This window comes from Labrenzia sp. 5N (assembly GCF_012395805.1).
GTDB lineage: Bacteria > Pseudomonadota > Alphaproteobacteria > Rhizobiales > Stappiaceae > Roseibium > Roseibium algicola.
Window position 1 is genome coordinate 119,784 of record NZ_JAAZTM010000024.1, and the last position, 17,362, is coordinate 137,145.

Genomic DNA, 17,362 nt, shown 5'->3' on the forward strand with positions numbered 1-17,362 from the left:
CATCGATGAAATTGTGGGCCGTGCCGCAGGAGCGGTCCTATATTGAAAGTTACCTTTCCAGTACGAGATTGCTTGTAACATGCTTTCAGATGAAGCCGTTCCGGCGACGACACGCAGGACTGTCTCCACTCCAGAAGAAGACGTCCGCGTGCACGCCGTCAGTAAGTCTCATCACGAGGAGCGCCTGCAGCCAGAGACCGAGCATCTCTTCTGGAAACTTCAGATCGGCGGCTGGTTGTTCATAGCCGTTTATGGCTTTTTCGCCCGGGTGGTGACGTTCTCCGACTTCCGGCTTGCGTTCACGTTGACCCTTTCGATGGACTTGGTCGGCTTTCTGCTGACGAGCGCTGCCCATCACTATGTTCTCCGGAACGTCCAGCGGCTGATCACGATTCCGGTGTTCCTGGGGGCGGCAGCGTTTTCGCTCGCGTGCGGCACCTTGCAGATGTATTTAGCCTGGTTTCTGCGCGATCTGCTTTTTCCTGAAGCTCTGCCCTTCAACACGCCTCTGACGCCGGTCGTTTATTACACTTCGGTTCTGCTGGGCTGGATGCTGGCCTATTTTTGCCTGAGGTCCGATTACGAGGCGCGGATCGCGCGGTTGCGGCGCAGCGAGGCGCTTGCGGAGGCCATGCGTTCCGAACTGGAACAGCTGCGGCTGCAACTGGCGCCTCACTTCCTGTTCAATGCGCTCAATTCCGTCGCTTCGGAAATTCACGAGCGACCCGACACCGCGCTTGAAATGGTGAGGGAAATTGCAGGTTACCTGCGCTATTGCCTGAACCAACAGCGCCGGGACCTCTGTCCGCTGTCGGAAGAGGTGGAGGCGATGAACGCCTATCTGCGCATCCAGGAAATCCGGTTTGAAGACAAGCTACAATGCACCGTCAGCGTCGATGAAACCGTCAGGGACATGATCGTTCCCCACATGATTCTGCAGGGGCTCGTGGAAAATGCGGTCAAGCACGGGTTGAAGCATCAGTCGAACCGTATCGACATTCACGTTTCTGTCAGCCGTCTCGGCAAGGATGAGGTCGAGGTTTCGGTCACTAACTCAGGGAAGATTTCGGAAACGGACCCGACACGGAAATCGATCGGTCATGCCAACCTCAGAAAACGCCTGCAGCTCTACTATCCGGAAATGCACGAGTTCAGCCTGCGTGAGGGGCAAGGCATGGTCGTTGCACGCATCTTGCTGAAAGGTCCGGCATGCTCCGTGTAGTTCTGGTTGACGACGAACCTTCCGCCAGGCGCGGCCTCAGGCGAATGCTTGCCGAATTTCCCGACATTGCTGTGACTGGTGAAGCGGGGGACCTCGAGTCTGCCCGGCAAGTGATGCATGAGGTCCGCCCGGATGCGGTTTTCCTTGATGTGGAACTGACCAACGGCAAGGGGCTTGACCTTGCAACGGACCTGCCGCCCGAAACCTTCGTGATCGTCGTCAGTGCATACGATCTATACGCGATCGACGCCTTTGATGTTGCCGCACTCGATTTCCTTGTGAAACCGGTCAAGCCGGAGCGGCTGGAAACAGCGATTGGTCGTCTGCGAGAAAGACTGCCGCCGGTCCCGTCCACTCCGGATAACAATGTGTCCCCAACCTTGGTCACAGCGCAGGGTCGTCTTCAATTCAAGACCAGTTCAGCGTCGATCCTGGTGTCCCACGATGCAGTTGCCTTTCTGCGGGCCGAAGGGGACTATACCCGCGTCTATCTGGAAAACGGTCAGCAACACCTCGCCAATGGCCTCCTGCGCGTTTTCGAAACCAGGCTTCCAGCACCGCCTTTTCACCGGCTGGATCGTTCCACTATCGTGAACTGCGCACAGATCCAGCGCGTCAATTGGCACGCTAGCGGACGCAGCAGCATTCATTTCTCTAATGGGAGCAATGTCGTTGAGATTGGGCGCCCTGCATCAAAGAGATTGCGCTCCATTTTGCAGCTGAGCGGAGGCTGAAAACCGGCGATTGGCCTCCTGGCTCTGGTCGCTGTTGCCAATCCTGGAACGTCCGACAAGGAACGCCAAGCAACTCAGGAACCTTTCCGAAGCAATATGACGGTTCCTGCCGGATCGCATGTCCAATGGCCGGTGACATCTGTCAGCGGCTCCAGTTCATCGCGTTTGGGAGATCCCAATGCCGCCAGGGCATTCGTGGGATCCTCATCGAACAGTTCTATCCAGACGTCCGTCTGGCTTTGATGCGGCACGCGGTCGATCCACAATGTCATGGGGCCGAACGAAAAGCCTGTGCTGTCCTTCAGTTCACGCGTCACCTTCAATCCGATCTTGTCCCGGTAGAAGGCTACGGTTTCGTCCCACCGATACAGCGGCACCTTGATCGCGATGTTCTTGCCCGGTTCCATTTCCAATTCCCTTTCGATGCGTGTTGCCTATTTGTAAAATCCGTCGCGTAGCCTGATGCCGTTTTCGAGCCAGACCTTCATGGCGCAGAGCATACCCGTCCAGCCTTCGCAGTTGCCGAGACAGGACTTCAGACCCGTTTCGGTTCCGGGCCAGCCAAATTCGTTGATGCGGACATAGGTGCGCCCGTCTTCCAGCTCCTGAAACGTGATGGTCACGGTCGTCCAGGTGCGGGCGTCATCTCCTGCCTCCCACTGCAGAACGACTTTTTCGTTCGGCACCACTTCCTGCACCAGAACAGGGAATGCACCGGGAAAGTCATGAAAGTCCCAGGTCACCTCCGCACCCGCTTCGATGCGGCCTCGAGCTCCTCCGGTCGTGAAGAATTCCGAAAGCTGTGCCGGGTCGACGACAGCCTCAAACACCTCCGCGACGGGTTTAGAAATCCTCCCGCCGACTGTGAATTTCAGTTCCATGGCCCTGTTCCTTGTTGCCTTGCGAGCTATTATGTTATAAAAATATAACATGTCAACAGATGATCAGGATGACGCGCTTTTCAAGGCGCTTGGCCACAGGGCGCGCAGGCATATGCTTGACCTTTTGAAAAAGGGGCCGCTAACCACAGGCCACCTTTGCGAGGCGCTGCCGCAGATAGACCGCTGCACAGTCATGCAGCATCTGAAGGTTCTGGAAAAAGCCGGGCTGGTGGTGGTCGAACGCCGTGGGCGGGAACGGTGGAACCACCTGGACGCACTGCCAATTCAAGCAGTTCACGAGCGCTGGATCGGTCCCTACGCTGCCTACGCAGCGAATATGCTGGGTGCTCTCAAGAAGAGCGTTGAACAGAGTGGGGAAACTGAGGTGCCCGCAGAAGCTGAAAGCGACGACGCCTCACATTCCTGAAGATTGTGGAAGTGGCGTTTGGAGCAGAGCGTTTGGGGCGGATGTTCTCATGCAAGCGTGAGGTCCTGCCGGCGGGGCAGTCATCCGCAGCCGGGCGCGCCTTGCATCCAGGTATCTTCCGCGCTTCTAGACAAACAGCAAATCCTGGTTTCAGGATGGCATTGGTCCATTCCGAACAATTCGATTTTGGTATCGATGAGGTATAGCGGGAACGCTCTTCCGAGCGCCTGAATCCAGTAATCAATTTCCAGAGAATTAAGATCGTTACATGACTTGCAATAGCTGGAAAGTGAGTATCCTTTTTCCTGCAAGTCTTCGAGCGTTGTGCAGCTGCTAGTTTCCAATGGCTCAAGAATTCTTACGTTTAAAGACATTTTTGGCTCACCGTTTTTATTGTCCAAGCAGCTCCAGGGGCGTTTATTCGTTTCGGGCGATGGGGCATTTGAAACTTGGAGCTTTTTTACCGGCGATTGGAAACGTTCTCAATTCGTGGGAGTACTTAAGTAGTATTTGAGGGGGCATCCCGGTGGCCCCGGGCGGCGGGAAATCATGGCAGGATTTTTACGTATTTAGTCCTGGAACCCGATTGCTTCCCAGACGGGGTTTCCGCCACATCTGCGGGCCAACATTGAACGCGGAACTTCAAATGCCCCCAGTTTCAAAACAGGCCTTCGTTGCCAAACGCCCTTACAGAATTGCCGTGGGCATGCTGCGAGCTGGGCAATGATGGTTCGGACCGCGCGGTTGGAGGATACCCCGCAACTTCTCCGGTTGATCCGAGATCATGCGCAGTATGAGGGCGGGAGAGCCACTATCGACAAGTGCGTGTTGGAACGACTGCTTCAGGTCGAGGAGCCGCCGGTTCGGATCCTTGTCGCTGAATCAGATCAGATCGCGGGATATGCCGCGTTGACGACAGACTATTCGCTCTGGTCCGGAGCGCGCTACGGGCATCTCGACTGCCTTTTCGTTGCGAAGGAATATCGCGGCAGGGGCGTCGGCCAGATACTGTTCCTGAAGGTGCGTGAAGAAGCGCACTCTGCCGGGTGCGTTCGGCTTGAATGGCAGACGCCGGACTGGAACTGTCAGGCAACTGAGTTCTACAGAAGAAATGGCGCTGAATGTTTGTCGAAAACCCGCTTTGTCCTGCAGCTTGACGATGGGTAGAGGGGGGTAGAACTGACAGCCTGGTCGTACTGGATTAAATCTTCACGAGTGCAGAACTTTTTCGATTAAATAGACCCGGTTTAGAAATGCGGATTCAGGCTTTTTTCAGCTTTGCCGTGCTCAATACTTGAGTGCAAGTTGGCGCTAATGACGAAGACGCAGCATGTCTACAGAAGTCAACATTCTTATTCGGTCCATGCGTCAGCTGGTTCCCAATCCGGAAACAAGCGCGATCCTGACTGCGATGGGTGTTTCCTACTGGGCTTACGATCCGGTTGCTGAAGAGTTGTGCTGGCAAAGGTCGGATCCGACCTCTGTCAGAGGTTATCGCCTCGCAAAGCTGTCCATTCAAAGGGCGCTTCAATACTACATCCAGCGTGACAGAACCCGCTTCCTCAAGGTGATTTCCAATGCGGTGGAACACGGTCTGTCGCAGACCACTCGTGTCACCATGAAAACGGATGGCGGTCACAAGTCCTACGATCTGGTGGCTTCTCGCATTTCCGGCAAACCGGCGTTTCTGATCATAGGGCTGATGAAGGAGTGTGCGCCGGAAGCGCCGGTCAACGCGGAATTGCCGGACATTCTGCAAAACCTGTCCAACGTCTTTATCTCGAACGCCAGTGCTGTCCTCATTACGGACAACAAGGGGGTGGTTCAGTCGGCCAATCGCCAGTTTCTGAAGCTGTTCGGCATAAGTAACGCCAAACAGGTTGTCGGCCGCGATGCAAGAACGATCCCCAATTACATAGGCAAGAAGCTCGCCGGCTCATTTGCCGAGATGTTGCGAAGCCGCCTTGCGTCCAAAGGAACGCTCAAGCTGCCTCAGACAGTAGGCGATCCGGTTGAAGTTCTTTACGATCTGCATCCGATGGCGCTCGATGATCCGAACGGCGGTATCATCTTTGCAGGGGAACTTGCTGCCAATTCAGTGGAAATATCTGCCAATGAAGTTCTGGATGCGGTTCCAACGCCAATTCTGGTTGCCGATCTGGATACTCGCCGCATCAAATACGCCAACAAGGCCGGGCGCGGCGAGTTAGGGTTGTCCGCAAAACAAATAGGAACCGAACGGCTATCCGACACGCTCATGAGCGCGAATGACGTTCGTGATCTGACCCTTGTTCTAGACAAGGTCGGCTGGGACGCTGGCCGTGTGTGGCAGGTTCAAAGTCACATCGGACTCAAGAGGCACTACCGCATTCGCACCTGCTTCATCGGCAAACAGTCTTCGCGGCAGATCGTGCTCGAATTTCTGCCTGTCCGGCTTGAAAAGGACAAACCCGGCAACGAAAAAGCCCAGAATTTCTTTTCGCGCCTGCTGGACATGAGCTTCAACTGATCCTGCCATCACTGTATGTCTCTGGAGGCCCGCCTACGCAGACCTCCAGGCTTTTGAGTTTCATGCCGTCAGATCGTGACGGTCATTTCCTCCATGACGGATCCATAACCACCCGCCATCAGGCCGGTAATCCTGCCATCTTCAAGGTCAAGATCCACGGTAATGACACTGGGGGAAGCCGGGGTCATGAAGTGGCCCTGTTCAATGACGAACCGCGATTTCCTTTCGTGAAGCAGGTCGTGCAGCACACAGGCGAGGGGGCCAGCCGCCATGCCAGTGGCGGATTCCTCGTCAATTGCATAGCGCGGTGCGAACATGCGGGTGGTGGCATCGGCCTGCGTGGCATTTCGATCGGTCGTGAAAACGTAGTAGCCGATCAGGTCCAGCTTGTTGCTGATGTCGTTGATCCTCGACTGGTCTGGCACGAGCTGCTTCAGGACTTCTGCATCGCGCACAGCGACGACGACGAAACTGTTGCCCGTGTTCACGAGGACAGGGCGCAGGCGTTCATCCAGCTGGTCTGCCTTCAGACCGAGCGAAGCCAGCACGTCGGCTTCGCTGACACCGCGCTCGGCCCAGGCTGGGCTCCGTTCATAAGTCGGGGCAAGCTGTTCCATGTATGCCGCGCCGTTCTTGATGACGACCTTGCGCGGACCATCGACGGTTTCCTTTGAAGTGACACCCTCCCGAACCCGGCCCAGTTCTGCCATGTAGCTGAAGGTCGCTATCGTTGCATGGCCACAATGGGCTATCCGCCTGTTTGGCGTGAAGAAGTCCAGCTTGAACCCTTCTTTCGCTGATTTCGACACGAAGGCTGTCTCTGAGAGTCCGATCTTTCCCGCAACGGTCAACATGTCCGCTTCTGACAAGCCATCGGCATCGAGGATGACGCCGGCCGGATTTCCGCCAAAGGCTTCCGAACCGTTCCGGCGCGTAACGAACCCGTTCACGATGCGGGCGACAATTTCTTTCGTTTCACTCATTCCGTGCACCTCTCAATCATTAACTGGACACAAGAATGATGTCGTCTTATTGATCGTTCAACGCCTGAATACATGAGTCAATTTCATGAATGAGCGAGACGAACTGCAAAACCGTCTTTTGCTGAACGCACAGCTGCTGCACGCTATTGCAGAAGAAGGGAACTTCTCCCGGGCAGCCGTCGCGGTCGGGCTGGAGCAGTCGGCGGTCAGCCATCGCATCAAGTCTCTGGAGGCCGCGCTCGGAATTCGGCTTTTCGAGCGAACGACCCGGCGCATCGTTCCGACGGAAGCGGGACGGATCGTTTGTGATGCCGCGCAGCGCTGTCGAGAGATCTGGGGCAGTGCATTGTCGCGGATAGTGGATGTGAAGACGTCCAGGACCATACGTCTGTCCGTGTCGTCCTCTGTTGCCATGAAATGGATCGTTCCGGCGCTGCAGCGCGCGCAGGAGGCCGGCCTTGATCTTGTGGTCGATGTGGAAGACAGGCTTGTCGACCTTCACGCCGGTGAGGCCCAGGCGGCGATCCGCTACGGGACCGGCCCTTATCCGGGGTTCCACGCCGAAGCGCTCATGACTGCGCAACTTGTGCCCGTTGCGCGGCCCGGCTTGTTGAAGGGGCAAATGGTTCCCGGCAGGGGGGCACCGGCTCTGCTTGCAGACAGGTCCGGCGGGACAGACGGAACGGGCTTCAGCTGGACCGACTATTTCAAGGGCTGCAACTGGCTCGAGCCACCTTCAAGACCAGCGGCTTCCTTTGCAAGAGCCGACCTCGCGATCCAGGCCGCCATCAGTGGCATGGGTGTAGCGCTCGGCAGGACACTACTGATCGAAAACGACATCGAGGCAGGGTTTCTGGAAGTCGTCGGCAAACCGATCGCCTCGAAGGCAAAATACTGGCTGGTGACGACGGCTGCCTATGCAGACACAGAAGGATATCGCGATCTGCTGGCCTGGATCGGCACCGAAATCGAGATCGCACGCGACCAGAACCGAAGGCTGCTTGCCGTCCAGCCATGAACAGTCATTGGTTCCGTACGCGGCCTTTCAAGTGTCACCAGGAGCCTTCAGCCACTGGATCATAAGGTCAAGCTTGTGCTGGCTGGAAAGGCCGAGGTAATCGAGGTTCGACGAGGTCAGGAAATGCAGGGCTAAATTATCCAGAACATGATTGCAGTGGCGAAGGCCGCTTTGTTGACTGCTCGTGGCTGATCGATCAAACGGATGGCCTGCTGCTTTATGCAATGGCCATAACGTTTTTCGCTCGCTGATTGACGCCTTCCGCCAACCTCGAAAGATCCACTGGACCCATGACTGACAACACCTACCAGATCAGGGCATTTGCGCCGGGCGACGGTGATGCCCTTGCCGCCATCTATCGAGGTGCGGTCGATCAGATTGCCAGGGCCGACTACTCGGAAGTCCAGCGGTCTGCCTGGCTCTCCATTGCACCGACGGGTGAAATCATGGAAACCGCCTATGGGGATGGAAGGCTCGCGCTTGTGGCGGTAGATCACGAAGCGCGGGTTATCGGATTTTCCGACCTCGAAGAGGATGGTCATATCCAGTTCCTCTATGTTGATCCCGGTGCGGCTGGCCGTGGTGTTGGTTCAAGCCTGATCAGGGCGCTTGAAGGCGCGGCGAGGCAACGGGGTCTGGGCCGCCTTTATTCGGAGGCAAGCGAGACGGCACTGCCGGTATTTTTGAAGCAGGGCTTTGAACGTCTGCATCGTCGCGACCTGAAGATCGGCGATGTCGACATACATAATTACAGTGTCGAGAAGCGTCTTTGACGGATCTGGATTCCGGGTCGTTTGTGGCAATCGGGCCGAAGCGTCAACGGGCCTTTTCGATCTGCTCGGTATGGCTGTCCAGCCACTTCTGCAGGTCGCGCTCGGCGCTTTCCAGGCTTTCGGCGTTTATGGCACGCAGGTTCAAGGCGCGTGTAATGGCACGTGTCCGTTTGTTGATCGCAAAATCGGCAGGTACCGTTTCGAGATTGTCCACGCCCAGCTTGTCATAAAGCGAGAGCAGGCGGTTCTGGACGGTGCGAAGCGACAGTCCCTGCCGAACGGCAATGACCTTGTCCGACAGGCCGAGAGCCATGTCCAGGAGAACGGCATATTCGCTGTCCGTAAGCGTGTCGTGCGTCCGGATGTGGCGCTGCTGAACCCGGTGGATTTCCTGGTCCACCACGATCTGGGATTCCAGAAAAACACCGCGCAGCGCCAGGTGAAGCCGCTCCTGTGTTGCCGTCTTCAGAACATATCCGTAGGAGGTTTCCTGGGGCACGATCCGGGCAATGCCGCGCAGGTAAGCCTCGTCCGAATAGTTTGACCAGAACAGGATGCGGGTCTGGGGGCGTTCGCGCCAGATCGTCCGGGCAGCGTCGATGCCGTTGCGTTCCTTCATCTGAAGATCCATCACCACCGACTGGATGGAATGCCTGCGTGCCAACTGCTCGCCCTCCAGGCCGTTGGTCGCGTGGAGGATATCCTCTACATCCGGCAAGGCCAGCTGAAGGGCCTCGCTCAGATACCCGGCATGGAATTGATCGTCTTCTACCAGAAGCACCTTCATGCCAGCTCTTCCTCACCCGTGTGTGGTGCGGTTTCCTGGCACGGGGCGCAGGTCATCGGCAATTTCACCGTGATGGTCGTGCCTTCCTTGCTCGACATGCCGAAGTCCGCGGCAATCAACCTTGCCCGTGTGCGCATATGGGCAATGCCTCCTGTTGCCTTGCTGGTGTGCCGGCCGAGACGGGAACCGGGAAGCCCTTTGCCATTGTCCCTGATTGTCATTTGCAGGCCGGATTTCACACGCTTCACGGAGACACTTATCTGGTCGGCTCCGGAGTGGCGAGCGGCATTGTTGATGGCTTCCTGGGCAATGCGAAACAGGGCAATCCGGATGGTGGGATCCAGGGTATCGATCAATCCGTCCGTCTCGTCCGCAGCTTCAAGGAAGGTGGACGAAACGTCCTCCACCGCGCGCTCCAGATGAATTCGCAAGGCGTGTGCAAAGCCGAACAGGTCCAGGATCGTTGGTACGGCAGTATCGATGATCCGGCGAAGGTCGCCGATGCAGTGCTGTATGCTGCCGATCACCCGGGCTTTGTCGGAGGCCGTATCCATCTTCTCGACATCGCGCATGATCCGGGTCAGATCGGCAAGGGTCTGGTCATGCAGATCCATGCCGATGCGCTGGCGTTCCTGTTCCAGAACCCGGGTCAGTTCCAGTGCGCCTTGCCGCAGGCCTTCTTCGCGAGCCTGGGCTTCCGCGCGGACGACGGCTGCGCGCTTGGCCTTTTCATTGGCACGCAGGGAATAGAAATAGGGGGCAAGCACATCGGCAATCTGCCTGACGCGTACAACTGTTGCCTCGTCATAGATGTCCGCTGCGCAGGAGGAACAGTTCAGCGCGCCGATGGTGCGGCCAAGCACCTTCATGGCGACATTCACCCGGCTGCGCAGCTTGTGCTTGATGATCGGTTGGGCCAGCGCACCCTCATAGGTGTAGCGCTCGTCTTCCATGGCGTTGCCGGTGAGCATGTAATCCGTCTCGCCGAGCAGAATGCTGCGAACGGGCGAGATGGCGACAGGCGTGCGTGACAGGCTCCAGCGCGTCTTTATCCCGACTTCGTAACTGGTGTTCCAGGTAACCTTGTCGTCCACCAGGCAGACGTCGAGGTGATCGATCGGAAGCAGGTTCTCGATCTCGGCCTTCACCGATCTCAGGGCGGCCCGGATTTCGACCTGGCCGGCCAGATGACTGGAAATGCGCAAGAGAGAGACGAGAGCCGTCGGCTCTGACACCTCCTGGTTTTCATTGGCTTCCTGTCGCATGGCAACAACAAGCTCCTCCCGTTTATTGCATACCAGTGTGCGGTACAGGGCTTGCGTCGGCAACCCATCTGTTGGGCGCTTCAGTGCATCACGGTTGCGGGAACCCGCAACCGTGATGCGTTTCTTCCGCTTTACGCATTTCCTTAACGTCAGCAATCTGAGTGCGGGATGCGTTGGGAGAACTGTGTCCCGTTATCAAAGACGCCTGCTGGCGTCAGGGAGGAAACATGAACACCAAAGCCAAGCTCTTGGGGGCGGTCGCACTTGTTGCGGTCACCCTGCCGGGTCACGCTGTAGCGGATACCGCAGATAAACGTATTGCCCTTTCCAACAATTATGCCGGCAATTCCTGGCGTCAGGCCATGCTTGAAAGCTGGGCAAAGGTCGGTGACAAGGCTGTTGAAGACGGCTTGGTCGCCTCGGCCGATGCATTCACCACGTCCGAAAACCAGGCAACCGAACAGGCCGCCCAGATTCAGAACATGATCCTGCAGGGCTACGACGCGATTGTGGTCAACGCAGCTTCGCCAACCGCCCTCAACGGCGCGATCAAGGAAGCCTGCGACGCCGGCATCACGGTCGTCTCGTTCGACGGTATCGTCACCGAGCCCTGCGCATGGCGCATTGCGGTCGATTTCAAGGAAATGGGCCGTCAGCAGGTCGAGTATCTCGCCGGACGCCTTCCGGATGGCGGCAACCTTCTTGAAATACGCGGTCTGGCCGGGGTTTTCGTGGACGATGAAATCCACGCAGGTATCGAGCAGGGCGTGACGGAATTCCCGAAGTTCAAGATAGTCGGGTCGGTCCACGGCGACTGGGCGCAGGACGTTGCCCAGAAGGCAGTTGCAGGCGTCTTGCCGAGCTTGCCGGAGATCGTCGGGGTCGTGACCCAGGGCGGCGATGGCTACGGGGCAGCGCAGGCGATCAAGGCGGCCGGCCGCGATATGCCGATCATCGTGATGGGCAACCGCCAGGACGAAATGAAATGGTGGGCCGAAGCGCGTGACGAAAACGGCTACGAGACCCTGTCTCTTTCCATCGCCCCGGGTGTTGGCACGCTTGCCTTCTGGGTCGCCCAGCAGGTGCTAGATGGTGCCGAAGTGCCCAAGGATCTCACGGTCCCTTTCCTGAAAGTCACCCAGGAAACGCTTGACGAGACGCTTGCCGCAACACCTGCCGGTTCGGTGGCGAACGTCGAATACAGTCAGGAAGACGCCAAGTCCGTCATTGCAGCTGCCAACTAAGGGAGAGACGGAATTGGAAGTGGCAACTGGCGCCGGCAGGCCGAAGCCGGATGTCCCGTTGGTTGCCCTTTCGGGCGCGTGTGTTCACTTCGGTGCAGTGCGCGCGCTCGACGGGGTCAGTCTGACCGTCAGTCCCGGCGAATGTGTCGGTCTGATGGGTCACAACGGTGCGGGCAAATCGACAGCCGTCAACGTGATCAACGGCGGACTGACGCCAACGGACGGACAAGTCCGTTACGGGCATGAGGACGGCAGAAAAGGAACGGGGGCGGCACGTGCGCGTGCCTGCGGTATCCGCAGTGTTTTTCAGGAACTCTCCTTATGCCCTAACCTGTCCGTACTGGAAAATCTGAGGGTTCCACATCGTGATCTGACAGGATTTGGCTGGCGCAAATCGGCTGCTGGGCGGATTGCCGGTGCTCTCGACGAAATCTTTCCCGGACACAGGATCGAACCGGGCATGATCGTCGGCGACCTGACCCTGGCGGAACGTCAGATGGTCGAGATCGCTGCCGGATTTGCAGGTGGCCCTACACCGCCGCGTCTCGTCATCCTTGACGAGCCGACATCGTCCCTTGATGCCTCGATCGCCCGGCAACTGCTCGAACATGTCCGCCGTTTCTGCGCCAAGGGCGGTGCGGTCATTTTCATTTCGCACATGCTGGGCGAGGTTTTCGAAGTCGCTTCACGGATCGACGTGATGAAGGACGGCAAGATCATTGCCAGCAGACCTGCGTCCGAATTTACCCAGCAGGGCCTGATCGATGCCATGGGACATGTGGCAAACGAGAAGGTCGCCGCCCGGGCGGCGGTCGAAAGCAGCCAACGCATCGGCGAAGAAGTGCTGAAGACGCCGGAAGGGCTCAGTGCCCGCAAAGGGGAAATCGTTGGCCTGGCGGGTCTTGCCGGGCATGGGCAGGCAGAAGCTTTGGCCCGGTTCTTCATGTCCCGGTCGGGGAAACTCACGCGGGTGAAGGATCCTGAAGCGGCCTTCGTTGCCGGTGACCGCGGCCGGGACGGGGTCATGCCGCTCTGGTCGATCCTTCGAAATCTCACGCTGACACATCTGCCAAGCCTGACCCGGCGAGGGTTGGTCGACAGGATTGCTGAACAGGCGCTGGGCGCAGACTGGAAGAAACGCATCGGTATTCGGACCGACAATCTGGGAAATCTCATCCTGTCCCTGTCCGGCGGCAATCAGCAGAAAGTTCTTTTCGCCCGCGCACTGGCCTCATCCGCCCCGATCGTGGTGATGGACGACCCGATGCGCGGTGTCGATGTCGGCACCAAACAGGAAGCTTACGACATGATCCGAACGGAAGCCGCCAACGGGCGCACCTTCCTGTGGTACTCGACGGAAACGGATGAAGTCTGCCAGTGTGACCGGGTGTTTGTGTTCCGGAACGGGCAGATATCAGCGGTGTTGACCGGGGACGGCATCACGGAAGAAAACATTCTGGCCGCATCCTTCCAGATGCAGGGGGCCGGCGCATGAACGGAAAGTACCGCATTCTGCTTCCGGTCCTGTCCCTGACTGTGCTGCTGGTGGCCGTCTTTTACCTTCAACCCCGGGCAATGAGCTACTTCGGCCTGAACCTGCTCTTCAATCTCGCGGTGCCGATCGCATTGGCAACCATCGCGCAGATGATGATCATCATGGTCAACGACATCGACCTGTCGGTCGGGACGTTCGTCAGCTTCGTCGCCTGTGTTACGGCAACCTTCCTGAACGATGCGCCGCTTGTCGGTGCGGCTATCCTGCTGGCATCGATCCTCGCGTATGCGGCCATCGGCGCGCTCATTCACATTCGCCAGCTTCCGGCGATTGTGGTCACGCTCGGCATGTCATTCGTCTGGGGAGGCCTGGCGGTTCTGCTGCTGCCATCGCCGGGTGGTGCGGCGCCGACATGGATCCGGACGGTGATGACCGTCAAGCCTCCGCTGGTGCCGATGGCGGTGGTGGCCTGCATCCTCATCGCCGGTCTGACGCACCTTTTGATCATGCGGTCTTCGACGGGCACGCTGTTGCGCGCAGTCGGCGGCAACGCCCAGGCGGTCGCCCGCTCCGGCTGGTCGGTCACGAAACTGAAGGCGGGCGCCTATGCGCTTGCCGGCTTCTTCGGTGTCCTGGCCGGTATCTGCCTCGTCGGACTGACAACGTCGGCCGATGCCAATATCGCGCTGCGCTACACGTTGCTCTCCATCGCCGGAGTGATCCTGGGGGGAGGAGAGTTCACCGGCGGCCGGGTCTCGCCTGTCGGTGCGGTTCTCGGTGCGTTGACACTCGCGCTCGCTGGAAGCTTCCTCTCGTTCATGCGCCTGTCGCCGGACTGGCAGATAGGCGCCCAGGGCGCGATCCTCATCCTTGTGCTGGCGGTGCGGCTGATCTTTTCGCGCCGCAGCCGGAAATGGAAGGGAGCCGAAAATGGATAACTCCCGTCTTTCGACAGTTCTCGCCATCCCCAGAAGACCCTGGTTCTGGGCATGCGCGGCCAGTGCTATCGCCTATTTCGCGACCCTTTCGCTGACGGAAGGGCGCGGCGGAGGGGAGCTTCTTTCCGCAGCGCTGACCTTTGCCTCCTTCTCGGCCATTGTCGGGCTTGGCCAGATGTTCGTCATTACGCTGGGGCCGGGCAATGTCGATCTGTCTATCCCTGCGACCATGACCCTGGCCGGCACGCTGTCGCTCAAGTTCATGGATGGTGCTGCAAATCTCATCTTGCCGGGGCTCGCGGTTGCGCTTGCCGTCGGTATCGGCGCGGGCACATTCAATTACCTGCTGATCCGGCTTTTGCGGATCCCGCCAATCATTGCGACCCTTTCAGCGTCGTTCCTTTATCAGTCGCTGGCGATTTGGTGGAACCGCGGCCTCAGGATCAAACCGCCCGAGGCGCTCGCGGATTTTTCGACCGGTGCCATCGCCGGCCTGCCAAACCTGACGATCATTGGCGTGTTGATTGCGCTGTTGAGCTGGGTGGTTCTGGAACGCTCGATCTTCGGACGCTGGGTGTCCGCCTTCGGGCAGAACACGCGCGCGGCCCGGCTGAGCGGGATCCCGGTAGAGACGGTCCGCGCGGTCACCTATATCGCGTCCGCCGTCCTGGCCGCGTTCACCGGATACCTTCTGGCGAGCTTTTCAGGAGGTGCCGCGCTGAACATGGGCACGGAATATCTCCTGATTTCCATCGCCGTCGTCGTGATCGGAGGCTGCTCCATTGCAGGCGGCAATTCGAATGTTCCGGGCATCTGGGGTGGGGCGCTGCTGATGTTCCTGGTCGTCTCGATGTTGAATTCCTACGGCTTCGGCGCAGGCGTGCGCCTGATCATGACCGGCGCCATCATCATTGGCATCGTCGCTGCCGCATCCGGAAAGGGCAGACCCACATGAACAGTTTCTCTTCTCCCTATCAGATCGACGATCCCCGGTTCAGGAACCTGATCCAGAAGAACGCCAGGCTGCGCCAACTTGCGACCGGCTTTGAATGGACAGAAGGGCCCGTCTGGTTTGCCGATCACCAGCACCTGTTTTTTTCCGATATTCCCGCAAACCGGATGATGCGGCTGACACTCGATGGCCAGGTCAGCACCTACCGCCAGCCTTCGGATTATTCCAACGGCAACACCCGGGATCGTCAGGGCAGGCTGGTGTCCTGTCAGCATGGCACCCGCTCTGTTACCCGGACCGAGTTGGACGGCACCCGCACCGTGATTGCAGACAGCTACCAGGGAAAACGTCTCAATTCACCGAATGACGTGATCGTCCAGTCGACCGGTGCGATCTGGTTCTCCGATCCGACCTACGGCATCCTGAGCGATTATGAAGGCTACACGGCAGAGCCGGAGCAGGCGGCCCGCAATGTCTTCCGCGTTGATCCGGCGACTGGGGAGGTCGAGGCAATGATCACCGACTTCACCCAGCCGAACGGTCTGGCCTTTTCAGCGGACGAGAGCGTTCTCTACGTGGCGGAATCCGGCTCCAGTCATGATGCCGGGGTTCCCTCCGTCATCCGCTCCTTCAAACTGGACGACACCGGCAGGATCCTGTCGGACGATGTTTTTGCCACGATTGACCGGGGCCTTCCCGATGGAATGCGGGTTGATATCGCCGGCAATCTTTGGAGTTCGGCGTCCGACGGCATTCACTGTTTCCACCCCGACGGGACCCGGCTCGGGAAGATCCTGGTGCCGGAAGTGGTCTCCAACCTGTGTTTCGGTGGCGTGCGCGGCAATCGGTTGCTGATTACCGCAACCACGTCGGTTTATGAGATTGCGGTCAACGCAAGATCGGCGATCTGACAAATCTGGCTTGTGAGGAAGCATTCTCGGCGATGAGAAAGTTCTTTAAAAGCCCCTGAGGGACGGTTCGTTGGTTAATCCTGGAGCGCCGTCTGGGCCCACTACAGCATTTCGGCTTCCTGTCCGAGAACCGGTCTTGCAGCCCTTACGGACGCCCGCTCGATGAGCGGGCATTCGACCTTGATCTGGGCCGGTCCGGACTGGCGGCCATTCGCGTTGTCGAGCAGCAGTTCGAAGGCGATTTCTCCCATCTCGTATTGTGGCAATACGAGCGTTGAAAGCGGCGGATGCGTGCTTTCGGAAATTTCCCGATTGTCAAATCCGATCACCGCAATGTCTTCCGGTATGCGCAGGCCGCGTTCCTTCAGGGCGTCGAAACACCCAAGGGCCATCAGATCGTTCGCGCAGAAAATTGCATCCGGTGGCATCTCGAGATCCATGAGCGCATGGGTGTGCTCGTAACCGGACAGCGGCTCCCAGTTGCCCGGTTTGACGAGGTCGCCGTCGAAAGGAATGTCGTGGCTCGAGAGGGCTTGCCGGTAGCCTTTGAGCCTGTCCCGCGTCGCTTCCACGCCCGACTGGCCGTTGATCAGGGCAATGCGTTTGTAGCCCGCCTTGATCAGATGATCGGTTGCCGTCCGCCCTCCCAGAACGTCGCCAGGTACGACTGAGGGAAGGGAGCGATCGGCGTTGTAACAGTTCAGGAGCACGGTGTGCTGGCCGTCAAAGGCGGAAGACAGTTCGACGCGCCGGGTCAGGATCGTGCCGTAGATCATGCCCAGAAGAGGCAGGCGGCTCATCTGGTTGACGATCATCTGCTCGGTTTCTTCGTCTCCGTGGCTGACTGCCAGGCTGACGTTGATGCCGTATTCGTACGCCTTGTCCCGAACACCTTCGAAAGCCAGCGCCATCCACGGATCGGTTGTGATTTCGTCCGCAATGAAAACAATGTTCGACCGGTCGTCGGGCACGGTCCGCGCGCCCCGGCGTATCAGATTGTACCCCAGTTCTCTGGCGGCTTCGTGCACGCGCTTGCGCGTCGCGTCGCTCAACTTCGCGCCGCGGCTTCCGTTCAGGACGAGCGATACCGTTGCCTGCGAAACTCCGGCCATTGCCGCAACATCCATCATTGTAGGACGTCTATCTTTGCCAAGCCGGGCTTTTTTCGCCATCTTCGTTCCGGTCTCCTCGCAATGGACGGATTAGGTGTCTGAACCGGCGAA

At 58.4% G+C, this 17,362-nt stretch carries 18 protein-coding genes; 12 read left to right on the top strand and 6 right to left on the bottom strand.

What is annotated here, in order from left to right; translation table 11 throughout:
• Positions 1-79: 79 nt before the first annotated feature.
• Positions 80-1,222 carry a histidine kinase gene (locus HEP89_RS27595; protein ID WP_168693591.1) on the top strand — a complete coding sequence of 381 codons (1,143 nt, stop codon included), beginning with the start codon at positions 80-82 and terminating at the stop codon, positions 1,220-1,222.
• Complete coding sequence (locus HEP89_RS27600) at positions 1,210-1,956, top strand: LytTR family DNA-binding domain-containing protein (RefSeq protein ID WP_168693592.1); 747 nt, start codon at positions 1,210-1,212, stop codon at positions 1,954-1,956. Before HEP89_RS27595 ends, HEP89_RS27600 begins: the two co-directional genes overlap by 13 nt.
• A gap of 74 nt (positions 1,957-2,030) precedes the next feature.
• Here HEP89_RS27600 and HEP89_RS27605 read toward each other — a convergent pair whose 3' ends face one another.
• Positions 2,031-2,363, bottom strand: coding sequence for a VOC family protein (locus HEP89_RS27605; protein WP_023001524.1), 333 nt, complete (start codon positions 2,361-2,363; stop codon positions 2,031-2,033).
• 27 nt (positions 2,364-2,390) lie between these two features.
• Complete coding sequence (locus HEP89_RS27610; RefSeq protein WP_075281832.1) at positions 2,391-2,837, bottom strand: SRPBCC family protein; 447 nt, start codon at positions 2,835-2,837, stop codon at positions 2,391-2,393.
• Positions 2,838-2,886: 49 nt separating this feature from the next.
• Between HEP89_RS27610 and HEP89_RS27615 the strand changes: the two genes are divergently transcribed.
• The 3 genes from HEP89_RS27615 to HEP89_RS27625 all read left to right on the top strand — a co-directional run bounded on the left by HEP89_RS27615 (position 2,887) and on the right by HEP89_RS27625 (position 5,773).
• The gene (locus HEP89_RS27615) at positions 2,887-3,264 is read left to right on the top strand and encodes a metalloregulator ArsR/SmtB family transcription factor (protein ID WP_168693593.1); all 378 of its coding nucleotides are present in this window, start codon (positions 2,887-2,889) and stop codon (positions 3,262-3,264) included.
• 825 nt (positions 3,265-4,089) lie between these two features.
• Positions 4,090-4,431, top strand: a complete 342-nt coding sequence (locus HEP89_RS27620; RefSeq protein ID WP_168693594.1) for a GNAT family N-acetyltransferase — start codon at positions 4,090-4,092, stop codon at positions 4,429-4,431.
• A gap of 163 nt (positions 4,432-4,594) precedes the next feature.
• The gene (locus tag HEP89_RS27625; RefSeq protein ID WP_081713180.1) at positions 4,595-5,773 is read left to right on the top strand and encodes a PAS domain-containing protein; all 1,179 of its coding nucleotides are present in this window, start codon (positions 4,595-4,597) and stop codon (positions 5,771-5,773) included.
• A gap of 68 nt (positions 5,774-5,841) precedes the next feature.
• Here HEP89_RS27625 and HEP89_RS27630 read toward each other — a convergent pair whose 3' ends face one another.
• Complete coding sequence (locus tag HEP89_RS27630; protein ID WP_168693595.1) at positions 5,842-6,756, bottom strand: PhzF family phenazine biosynthesis protein; 915 nt, start codon at positions 6,754-6,756, stop codon at positions 5,842-5,844.
• An 85-nt stretch (positions 6,757-6,841) separates the two neighbouring features.
• Between HEP89_RS27630 and HEP89_RS27635 the strand changes: the two genes are divergently transcribed.
• Together HEP89_RS27635 and HEP89_RS27640 are read left to right on the top strand one after the other, a co-directional pair.
• Entirely contained in the window at positions 6,842-7,774 is a 933-nt protein-coding gene (locus HEP89_RS27635) for a LysR family transcriptional regulator (RefSeq protein ID WP_168693596.1), read from the top strand.
• Positions 7,775-8,064: 290 nt separating this feature from the next.
• Entirely contained in the window at positions 8,065-8,547 is a 483-nt protein-coding gene (locus HEP89_RS27640) for a GNAT family N-acetyltransferase (protein WP_168693597.1), read from the top strand.
• A gap of 43 nt (positions 8,548-8,590) precedes the next feature.
• Here the strand turns inward: HEP89_RS27640 and HEP89_RS27645 are convergent, their stop codons facing one another.
• The gene (locus HEP89_RS27645; protein WP_055660733.1) at positions 8,591-9,334 is read right to left on the bottom strand and encodes a response regulator transcription factor; all 744 of its coding nucleotides are present in this window, start codon (positions 9,332-9,334) and stop codon (positions 8,591-8,593) included.
• Positions 9,331-10,599 carry a sensor histidine kinase gene (locus tag HEP89_RS27650; RefSeq protein WP_286201083.1) on the bottom strand — a complete coding sequence of 423 codons (1,269 nt, stop codon included), beginning with the start codon at positions 10,597-10,599 and terminating at the stop codon, positions 9,331-9,333. The genes HEP89_RS27645 and HEP89_RS27650 overlap by 4 nt, the downstream gene beginning before the upstream one ends.
• 227 nt (positions 10,600-10,826) lie before the next feature.
• Between HEP89_RS27650 and HEP89_RS27655 the strand changes: the two genes are divergently transcribed.
• From HEP89_RS27655 to HEP89_RS27675, 5 genes are read left to right on the top strand one after another with little or no spacing between them, the layout of a single operon-like run.
• Positions 10,827-11,843: an ABC transporter substrate-binding protein gene (locus HEP89_RS27655; RefSeq protein ID WP_075281827.1), complete on the top strand. Its 1,017-nt coding sequence runs from the start codon at positions 10,827-10,829 to the stop codon at positions 11,841-11,843.
• 13 nt (positions 11,844-11,856) lie between these two features.
• Positions 11,857-13,338 carry a sugar ABC transporter ATP-binding protein gene (locus tag HEP89_RS27660; RefSeq protein WP_286201084.1) on the top strand — a complete coding sequence of 494 codons (1,482 nt, stop codon included), beginning with the start codon at positions 11,857-11,859 and terminating at the stop codon, positions 13,336-13,338.
• On the top strand, positions 13,335-14,276 hold the full coding sequence (locus HEP89_RS27665) for an ABC transporter permease (protein ID WP_168693599.1): 942 nt from the start codon (positions 13,335-13,337) through the stop codon (positions 14,274-14,276). Before HEP89_RS27660 ends, HEP89_RS27665 begins: the two co-directional genes overlap by 4 nt.
• The gene (locus tag HEP89_RS27670; RefSeq protein ID WP_168693600.1) at positions 14,269-15,231 is read left to right on the top strand and encodes an ABC transporter permease; all 963 of its coding nucleotides are present in this window, start codon (positions 14,269-14,271) and stop codon (positions 15,229-15,231) included. The genes HEP89_RS27665 and HEP89_RS27670 overlap by 8 nt, the downstream gene beginning before the upstream one ends.
• Positions 15,228-16,139, top strand: a complete 912-nt coding sequence (locus HEP89_RS27675; RefSeq protein ID WP_152507788.1) for an SMP-30/gluconolactonase/LRE family protein — start codon at positions 15,228-15,230, stop codon at positions 16,137-16,139. Before HEP89_RS27670 ends, HEP89_RS27675 begins: the two co-directional genes overlap by 4 nt.
• 101 nt (positions 16,140-16,240) lie before the next feature.
• Here HEP89_RS27675 and HEP89_RS27680 read toward each other — a convergent pair whose 3' ends face one another.
• On the bottom strand, positions 16,241-17,251 hold the full coding sequence (locus tag HEP89_RS27680) for a LacI family DNA-binding transcriptional regulator (RefSeq protein ID WP_230057685.1): 1,011 nt from the start codon (positions 17,249-17,251) through the stop codon (positions 16,241-16,243).
• Positions 17,252-17,362 lie beyond the last annotated feature (111 nt).